The organism is Halorubrum sp. FL23 (assembly GCF_052439115.2).
GTDB lineage: Archaea > Halobacteriota > Halobacteria > Halobacteriales > Haloferacaceae > Halorubrum > Halorubrum persicum.
In genome coordinates this window covers 1-9,885 of record NZ_JBQVRO020000033.1, presented here as the reverse complement: position 1 = coordinate 9,885, position 9,885 = coordinate 1, and the positions used below count along the sequence as shown (strand labels likewise).

Annotated in this window: 6 protein-coding genes; 4 read left to right on the top strand and 2 right to left on the bottom strand. The window is 54.4% G+C overall.

Annotated elements, in window-relative coordinates; all coding sequences use genetic code 11:
• Positions 1–322 precede the first annotated feature (322 nt).
• The 3 genes from ACT4MF_RS18290 (at position 323) to ACT4MF_RS18280 (ending at position 4,926) form a co-directional block, all read left to right on the top strand.
• Positions 323–520 (top strand): heavy-metal-associated domain-containing protein, encoded by a 198-nt coding sequence (locus ACT4MF_RS18290; protein WP_004594582.1) that lies wholly within the window; start codon positions 323–325, stop codon positions 518–520.
• 132 nt (positions 521–652) lie between these two features.
• Complete coding sequence (locus ACT4MF_RS18285; protein ID WP_095638026.1) at positions 653–2,935, top strand: copper-translocating P-type ATPase; 2,283 nt, start codon at positions 653–655, stop codon at positions 2,933–2,935.
• Between the two features lie 404 nt (positions 2,936–3,339).
• Entirely contained in the window at positions 3,340–4,926 is a 1,587-nt protein-coding gene (locus ACT4MF_RS18280; RefSeq protein WP_095638025.1) for a transposase, read from the top strand.
• Between the two features lie 394 nt (positions 4,927–5,320).
• Here the strand turns inward: ACT4MF_RS18280 and ACT4MF_RS18275 are convergent, their stop codons facing one another.
• Positions 5,321–7,207 (bottom strand): hypothetical protein, encoded by a 1,887-nt coding sequence (locus tag ACT4MF_RS18275; RefSeq protein WP_444683741.1) that lies wholly within the window; start codon positions 7,205–7,207, stop codon positions 5,321–5,323.
• Positions 7,208–7,701: 494 nt separating this feature from the next.
• Between ACT4MF_RS18275 and ACT4MF_RS18270 the strand changes: the two genes are divergently transcribed.
• Entirely contained in the window at positions 7,702–8,187 is a 486-nt protein-coding gene (locus ACT4MF_RS18270; protein WP_444683742.1) for an HxlR-like winged helix-turn-helix transcriptional regulator, read from the top strand.
• Between the two features lie 132 nt (positions 8,188–8,319).
• On the opposite strand, the gene ACT4MF_RS18265 is transcribed toward ACT4MF_RS18270, so the two are convergent.
• Complete coding sequence (locus ACT4MF_RS18265) at positions 8,320–8,685, bottom strand: hypothetical protein (RefSeq protein WP_444683743.1); 366 nt, start codon at positions 8,683–8,685, stop codon at positions 8,320–8,322.
• Positions 8,686–9,885 lie beyond the last annotated feature (1,200 nt).

The following is a 9,885-nucleotide window of genomic DNA, read 5'->3' as shown; positions in this document are numbered from 1 at the left end:
CTGCTGCATTGATCTACGGTACCAATTGTGCGGCTCTTACGAGAGGCTACCGAAATCAACTGGGGGTAAACACGTACGAATGGAACGAGCGATTCCGCTTGGGCATTCGGGCTATCGGCGCACTCTATGTCTTTTTAGCGGCGAAGACGTACAGAGAGCGTCACAACGATACTTGAGCCACCTCGCTATTGACACCTGGCGCATCCGATGTCTAGTTCGTTACGGCCGCAGGTATCACTTTGAATCTAAAGTTTGAGCCCCACGATATCAGTATGATCGAAGGGGAAATCCGCTAAAGAGAGGAGGCCGTGTGTATCCCTGTATGACGACGACGATCATCGTGGAAGGCATGACGTGCGGTCACTGTGAGCAGACGGTCGAAGAGGCCCTCGAAGAGGTATCCGGCGTGACTGACGTGACCGTCGACAGGGAGAGCGAACAGGCGAGCGTCGATGGTGAGGCAAATGTCACAGCTCTCGTGGAGGCCGTCGAAGACGCCGGGTACACCGCTTACGCCTGAGAATCGCGCGGACCACTCCGAGACAACGGCCAACCGTTGTCTTTGAAGCTTCGCTACGCTGGTCCTGCTGTACAGTTTCAGTGGGGAAGATTCAGGGGGCCAGCGGATCCACCTCTACAGAGAATATGGGCTATGGACGACCACAAAGATACAAATGAGAATCCCCCTGGAGGGGAACACCAGCAGGACGACAGCAGTCACCAGCACGAACACGGCGAGCAGGATGAATCGGACGCCGAGTCGGACGAGCAGCGGGTAGAACAGGAGCTACTGGAAGAAGAGGCACACCCTGCTGCGGAGAGTGAGACGGTGCTCGACGAGCAGCACGAGCACGCTGGACACGAGGGCGAAGGACACGACCACGGTTCCCATGAGGGCCACGGTGAGGGGCATGGCGGGATGCACGAGGGCCACGAGCAGATGTTCCGCCGGCGCTTCTTCGTCTCGACGCTCCTGTCGATCCCAGTCCTGCTATACAGCGAAATGCTGCAGGAGTGGCTCGGGTTCTCCGTCCCCGCGTTCCCGGGCAGCGAGTGGATCAACCCCGTCTTCGCGGTCATCGTCTTCGCGTACGGTGGGATGCCGTTCCTCCAGATGGCGGTGCCGGAGCTGAAAGACCGGTCGCCGGGGATGATGACGTTGATCTCGATGGCGATCACCGTCGCGTTCGTCTACAGTCTCGCGAGCGTGGTCTTCCCGACGCAGTCTGCGTTTTTCTGGGAACTCGTCACGCTGATCGACATCATGCTGCTGGGCCACTGGATCGAGATGCGGTCGGTCCGGCGGGCCTCCAGCGCGGTCGACGAACTGGCGAAACTGATGCCAGACACCGCCGAGCGTATTACCGACGACGGAGAAACCGAGGAGGTTCCCGTCAGGGAGCTCTCGGAAGGCGATCTCGTGCTCGTCCGGCCGGGCGCAAGTGTCCCTGCTGACGGCACCGTCGAGGAAGGTGATTCGGACGTCAACGAGTCGATGATCACTGGCGAGTCCAAGCCCGTCTCGAAGGAGCCTGGCGACGAGGTCATCGGCGGCACCATCAACGGCGATGGTAGTCTCCGCGTCCGTGTTGGCGCGACGGGCGAGGAGACGACGCTGGCGGGCATCATGCGTCTCGTCGAGGAAGCCCAGCAGAGCAAGTCCAAGACGCAGGTACTGGCCGACCGGGCGGCAGGCTGGCTGTTCTACGTCGCGCTCGGGGCGGCAGTCGTGACGGCGATTGCGTGGACCGTCGCGGTCTCGTTCGACGCGACCGTCATCGAGCGAGTCGTGACGGTGCTCGTCATCGCCTGCCCGCACGCCCTCGGGCTCGCCATTCCGCTGGTCGTCGCGATCAACACGTCGCTCGCCGCTCGCAACGGGATGCTCGTTCGCGACCGCATCGCGATGGAAGACGCACGGAATCTGGACGCGATCATCTTCGACAAGACAGGGACGCTTACCGAGGGCGAACACGGCGTCGTGGATATGGCGACCGTCAACGGCGTCGACGAGGACGACGCGCTCGGGCTGGCGGCAGCCGTCGAGAGTGACTCCGAACACATGATCGCGCGAGCGATTCGCGAGGCCGCCGACGAGCGAGACCTAACTACTCCCGACGCGACCGCCTTCGAGGCGATCAAAGGGCGAGGGGTTCGCGCAAACGTCGATGGAAACGAGGTGTACGTCGGTGGGCCGAACCTGTTGACCCAGCTCGATAGCGAGATCCCCGCCCATCTCCAGCGCTTCGCTGACGAGGCGGGACAGAACGCTCAAACGGTGGTGTATCTCGTTCGTGACAGTGAGTTGATCGCCGCGTTCGCGATGGCCGACGTAATCCGTGAAGAGAGTTTCCGCGTCGTCGACGCCCTCCACGATCTGGGAATCGAAGTGGCGATGCTGACTGGCGACTCCCAGGACGTCGCCAACGCTGTCGCTGACGAACTGGGCATCGACACGGTGTTCGCCGAGGTCCTCCCCGAAGACAAAGACGAGAAAGTCCAGGAACTCCAAGACCAGGGGAAGCTCGTGGGGATGGTTGGTGACGGTGTAAACGATGCGCCGGCGCTGACGCGAGCCGACGTCGGGATCGCCATCGGGAGCGGCACCGACGTCGCCGTCCAGTCGGCGGATGTCATTCTCGTGCAGAACAACCCGATGGATGTAGTGCGACTCGTGAAACTCAGTAAGGCGAGCTACCGGAAGATGCAGGAGAACATCGTCTGGGCCGCCGGCTACAACGTGTTCGCGATTCCGCTCGCAGCAGGCGTGTTGGCACCGATCGGGATTCTGCTGTCTCCCGCTGTGGGTGCGCTTCTGATGTCGTTGAGTACAGTAATCGTCGCCATCAACGCGCAACTGCTCCGCCGGGTGGATCTATCCATCCCCGAGCTTCCAGGAGTGACACCATCCACTAGCACCCAAACTGCAGACTGAAACTCTGCCTGATCGCTTTAGGAGGGGTTTTTCGATTGCATACGGTTGGTATTCGGAATCAGAAAATCGGTGCAGTTTGGATAGATGGCACTCTGTAAACCGATTTAACGGGCTATAGATGCCAGTTTTCCCACTCACGCCGCGCCTCTTCTTGAGAAGCTGGTTGTCCTCACACGAGTTATCTCAGCATAGTTGATTCCAGAATCTCCCGACCAGTTTCTCACCCTCAACGTCGAGCAGGATGATTGAGTCATCATCAATGAAGGTGTTAGCTATGAGTGAACGAAGCGTAGCTGCGAGACTTACAGAGTACTTGTTTGTGCTGACCGATTCAACAGCAGCGGTTCCTGCGCAAAGAGGATGGGATCGCGCCGCTTGTGTGACTGGCTGATGGGATAGCTCACATGACTTCTCAGGAGCACCGATTGACCGACGCCTACCTTGTCGGGTTGACACTCACAGAGGCACTCAAAGCCGATCAGTCCCTCTGCACGGCTCTTCGAACTCTGGAGGGGCCGTTCGATTCGCTCAATGACGGCTACCCAGAGTGGCATCCAGCACCGCACTCGTTCGAGGGGATGGTACGCTTGTTACTCTACCGCGAACTCACTGGCGAAAGCTACCGTTCGCTCGCCCAGTATCCCGAACTCGCAGTTGTCTTCGACTTGGAGAAAATCCCCGACGAATCGGTGCTCTCGCGGACCTGGCGTAACCGGTTCGACGAGGCGACCCGGGAGTTCGTCACCACAGCCGCCCACTACGTCATCAAGGAAGTCCACGATCGCGACATCTCAGCGCCGGAGGTGCGGCCTAAGGCAGAGATCGTCGACGATGAGCAAGAAGCCGCAGATCCAGTAGAAGACAAATCCTTCTCACAGGAGGAGATCATCCAGACAACGCGCCTCGCGCGTGATCACGCCTTCGGTCACTTCGACTCTGGTCGGGCGTCGAACGCCTCGTACGAGGACACACAATTCTTTGAGCTACAGACGTTCATGGGGATGGTCCACTGTGGAACTGCGCAGGGAGCGACTCGCTTCCAATATCGCCATGGCGAAGAGTACAGCCCCCATGGTGATACCCACCTCCGCGCCGTCAAGCAGTTCGATCCCGAAGAACTCGTGAACGGATTCAACGAGACAACGGATCGCTTGCTCTCCGTGATCGCCTCGGAAGCATCCTTTCGAAGGCCGGTCACCGCTGCAATCGATATCACGACTATTCCCTATTACGGAGAGGTCGAAGGAATGCCGATGGTCAGCGGGACCAAGGACAGAGACGGTCGAGCATTCAAATTCGCAACCCTCTCGATCATCGGGCAGAACATCCCGCTCGTTCTGGCGGTTGAGCCGGTCCGTGAGAGTTCCGAGTGGGATGAGAACCCGTCGAATCAGATCCATCGTACTGTGCGACGGCTCGTTCGACGAGCGAAAGAACAAGTTCCGATCGAGACGGTGCTGTGTGATCGAGAGTTTGACTCGATACAAGTGTTCCAGACACTCTCAAACCTCGATGTGAACTACCTCATTCCGAAGCGAGTCTCAAGCTCCGAACGGGATGTGCTCGAACAAATGGAGGGAGACGACCAAGAGGTGGCTGTTGAGTCGGCTTCTATCCATGTAGAATCTGGATCGCATCCAATGCGGCTCCTGTACGTGCCGTCGACGAGTGGGGAGGGAACGGCCGTCTTCGCGACGAATCTACGAGTCGGTCCTGAGGAAGCCGAGACATTCTGTCAGCGCTACAGCCGCCGGTGGCAGATCGAGAGTGAGTACAAATCGATCAAAGGTGATTTTCTCGCGAAGACCTCCTCGAAAGACTACCGCATTCGTTTGTTCTACTTCGTTTTCGCGGTCCTCTTGTACAATATCTGGCGGCTCACCGACTTCCTGCTGAAAGCGAGTGTGGGAGGTGAGATGGACTACGCACCTGTGATTACTGCGGGTGAGTGTGTTGAGCTCGTTGCCTCGTCGTTGATTCCACACGACTAACCGGCTGATCCCCCTGAGTCCGCCGTTTGGGAGTGACAACCCTAATCAGGAGCGGCAGAATCTACGCAATTTCGCACGTCCGCCCAGTAGATGCGATCGGTAAGGATCCAAATCAGGACTGGTCGGTGAGAAGAACCACGAAGTGATGTTAATTCGATCTGAAACTGGGCTATCCTCCGAAACTGTGTCTTCCACAAGTTCGGAAGGTAGAGTTCGTACAAACGAATATCGGCTGATATTGCCGGTGAAGACCGATCTCAGATCTCAGTCGGGAGAAAACTCACCGAGTCACCAAATCATTAGGGAAATCTGATAAGAAAACGGGAAAATACCGGTGTGAACGAAATACGCGTCGCTAGCGAGAGCCAGAACCCCCCAGGAGAATCAGGACTCGTCAGTCAGGCGGGTCAAGCCCATCTTCACGGAACATCAAGATCAACGCTGACGCTAGGAAGTCAGCTATCGGCATCAACGGGTCCAATCGGTCATCGAAGGTTAACCGACCGTAATTATCGAACGCCTCAGACGCAAGCCGTTTCAACGAGTGATCCATCAATCGCCACAGGTTATACAGCAAGCAGCTGAACACGAACGAGAAATACCGCATCCGGTAGTCCTTCGACGCGATCGACGGGAGCAGCGGCTTAATCATCTTATACTCGATTTCGATGTCCCACCGACTCGAATACCGATTACAGAACCCCATCGCATCTTCCGGCAACACGTCTTCCCGATTCGTCACGAAGACCGTGTACTTCACATCGTCTTCTTCGGTGATCACCCAGTCATCCTTCTCTGCAGGGACATACATGTAAGTCTCTTCATGACTGTATCCCCCTTCACCAACCGTGTCGTCACTTTCAGCCTCAACGTACTGTGTATTGTTCCCGTCCAAATTGAGTGGTTTACGTTGCACCCGACTGACCAACGTTGAGTCTGATTCTACATCATCCAAATTTTGCACCAATGCTTCCGAATTCTTCTTTTTCGGCAGAAGGTAATTCACATCGTGGTACTGATCAAGCACATGCTTGACCTCATACGTATCGAACGCTCGGTCTGCCATCACTAGGTGAATATCTACGAGCTCAGTCGCTTGCTGCATTAGTCGATCAACGGTTTCGGCCCATGAGACCGACATGCCATTCCCGAGTTCCCACGTTGAATTATGTCGAACCGGTTCAACAGCGAGGACTATCGGGTCGTTGTGCCCGACAATCGTGAGAGTCGCATACTCGTACCCGTACGGTTTGTTTTCTCTCCCAGTGATCATCTCCGGGTAATCATCCTTCGGAAAGCCGTACTCTCCATTATCGAATTGTACTTTCGGGTCACCAGGTTCGATGTCTGCTTCACCCTTGTACGGGGTGACGCTGACCGGAACGCGAACCGTATCGATTGCAGCAACTACCGGCTCACTGAACTCGTCCGATTCTCGAATACGGCCAAGCATGTTATCGACCGCTTCCGAGAATTGTGGTTGAATCGTATCCGTGACTTTTCGCCAGTGTGGAGTCGGTCGGCGTCTACCATTGAAATCATCGAATGTGTACTGATGCGATGATGGTGTGCCGAGTTTCTTCACCGCACGGACGTGCGTATCATTATGGAGCGCTCTCGTGCGGAATTTGTTGAACGTACGGAACGCTGACCGTGTTCCCGCGCGGTCAGAGAGACTCATCAGGATCTGGTGTTCCCACACGGTTTGGTCTTCGTGCACGACATTATGTGCTCTCCCAGTATCGAACGCCGGGCACACGTCGTTCAGGGCGGCTGAAATGATATCTGGGGCGTGATCATCGACGTAATGGTGGAGGGGTGTGGAGGTTTCCTCTATTTCATCTGGTGACGGGGTCGGCTCCGGTGATCTGAGGTCTTTATCGTAGTGACCTTGCTGTCTGCCTGCGTCTCTGATCCCCTTCGCAATATCGTTGAGCAGTGACCTGAATTCGTATGAAAATCGGTGTTTTTTGGTGTATGAAAAGGCTGGCTGCGTTGGTGCTCGGTCAAGCCCAAACCGCTGTTGGAGGTACTCCCAGTTTCTCACGCGGGATGTTACCTCCTCTTGTTTCATCTCTGCGGCTTCTTTGTACAGGTAGAGACGGACCATCCCTTCGAAATCGAATGTATCATCGCTTTTGATGTCGTACTCGTCGTAGACCTCGCCCATTGGTAAGTCAAGCTCCCCAATTACGCGAGACACGTTATCGTGGACTTCGAAGAGCGACGTCGCTTGAGCGACTACCCGTTCTCTGACAGCATTCTCAGGCTCGTCAGTCATTCAGCACCCCGGCCGAACCGGTAAACCGTAAGCGAGATTTTGGAGTGGAAATCGGAGGGTGCTACCCAAGAATCGGCGGTTCCCCACCAGTAATAGCCGCTCATCTCACTGGTTCCGTGGATTCCACTCCACGGCGAGGTGAGCTGATATCGAGATGAGGTGGCGAGGTACACGAGTTACTGGTGGGTGGTAGTCGTCGTTACCTAGGCCTCGACTCAGTGGTCACACCCGGTGACTGTCTGGTGGGTTCGTTCAGATCCATATTTTCCATAGACGAATTGGTACAACCCGTACCATATTCGCGGGGGTGTCGTTTCCGAATCTGCATGCGACACACTACGAGAGATGGGGTTAAGAGCCCCCATAAAGAGTATATACCGGGGTTTGGGTATTTTCCAAAACTATCGATCGGATAGATCGAGTAGTATATTTTGTACTGCCAGTATATTCTGTACCGAGGTTTTACTGTGTAGTCTCACGCACCAGATTATAACGTGGATTTCAGCGATGCTAGCGGGAACGGTGGAGGGCCAACTCCACCTGACGAATTTAGTGAAGACGAACTTGATCAGATGGTCGAGGTTCTCTCATCTGCCGGGGGAGCTTGGCTCATCGAGCAATTGTATGAAGAGCCGAAGCGTTTCCAAACACTAAGGCAAGAATTTCCAAAAAGCCCATCCACGGTTGAAAAACGACTTGATGAGGCGAGAGACGCAGGGTTAGTTGATGAGAAGCCGGTGTACCGTGGACCGAAGAAACATCACCAACTCACAGAAAAAGGGGAAGTGATTGGTAACGAGATCGAGCGGACAGACCTAGTGAGGATCCAACGGGAGATTTGGCGTCTTGAGGAGGAATACGACGAAGAAATAGACGGATTTCACGAGTCCCTGGTGGAGAAGCAAGACGAGCTCAACGAGGCCTTCATTGACCGCGTCCGCAAATCTCAGTCTACAGGTGATAATGAATTCAACCAATAGATGTCTGATCTCCGGTAGACATCTGTAGGAATTGGAGGCTCTGACGGAATCCTATCCCTCAGACATATTCTTGTCTGAAACCGCTGGTCACTGTAAGGTGCTTATTGAATCCGGTTACGCGTCCTGTTCATCTCAAACCTCGCTGAAACCTCGTCCGATCAAGTACCCAACTACTGTAATCACGCCAGAGATGATTGCTCCGCTTCCAACTGGGAATATGAAAGCGCCCGGCCCCGCCATGATTGGGATGAACAGATTGAGTGTGAAACCAAAACATGGGCCGAATGCGAGTATCCAATTCCCAACGAGATCTGCGCCCTGAAACGCCCGGAAGACAACGATGGCGATAATAAGGAGCGCACCCACCCAGACTATAGCCGATTGTACTGAAGTCGAGGGCTCCAAGTCCCAGACCCGCAACCCAGTCAACGTCCCAAGAACAAAGAGAAAGGCGGCTGTGGCCGCTAAAATCTCACTTGTTCGCTTGTTCAAAATCATACACATTCAAATTTTCCTACATTACGTATGTGCCTTGTGGGTCAAACCGAGATGGTCTAAGCGATCTGCGAGTCTCCTGAATTGAAAGAGAAGGGCCGGTACAACCTCATCATCTGTCTGCGTTTTATTGGATTCGGGTTTTATAGTAATAGGTTGCGAGTGCTACAATTCCCGGAATGATAAGGAACAGCAGAATAGCAACTGTTAGTGCGACCACAGACGGATATTTGAATCCCTGTTCTCTTGAATCAAAGAGAATCCAAATTGTAGCGACACCCATAAACGGGATCCATAGAACTGCTGCGAGTGGACCAAGGAGTCCTACCCGCGAGGATACAAGCCCGATCACCAACCCAGTAACAGCTAGGATTGTTATCTCCCACCGGGAGAGGTCTTGAATTCGCCCGGTGACACGTGCAATCGAATTCATTTTCTTATTTGAACAGTTCTTTGGTAATTACTTAGTATTTTGGCAACTATTTAGTATGAGTTGGCTTTGCTGAAACCCTCTTCTTCAGATCTATTCTCCTCTGAAACAGCTGTTCGCTGAAGAGTGCGCACTAAATAGGGAAAGAAGGCTCTGTTGAAATACCATTATTCAGATACATTATCGGCTGAAACAGCCGGTCGCTGAAGAGTGCAAGTGGTTCGGCTTCCCTGTGATAATATTTTATACAACGCAGAGTTTTTTTGATATATGGTCCCCTCGCTCTCACCCGCCACACGACAATTCCTTGTATTCGTATTTGTAGGAATATACGCTCTGTTGAGCCTTCTCCGACTCATGGAAGGTGGTCTCACTCCATGGGGTCCCATTGTGGGTATTGGTGTCGGTATCGCACTCCTTGCCGGTCCGGTTGTCTGGGTTGCACGTGACCGATATCCGGAACAGCGCCGAGAGCGTTTGGCATTAGTAGCATTTGGTATCGCTATGATTGTCTTTCCTCTCACGCTCGGTCTTCTGCTTGCGTTCGGGGCACCCCCGTTTATACCGTCATCTGACGCACTCATTGTTGGGGCTTACGTTGGACTGCTCTTTGCTCACATAGCAGAACACACGGTTGTGCCAGAACGGTTGCGAGCTGTCAATTAGAAATTGGACTACTGATTGTACATGTATATACTGTACTGATCAATTCGTGAGTCCCCTATATTGATTGCAGTCGGGTCAGGTTGTATGACCGGCTAAGAATTTCAACA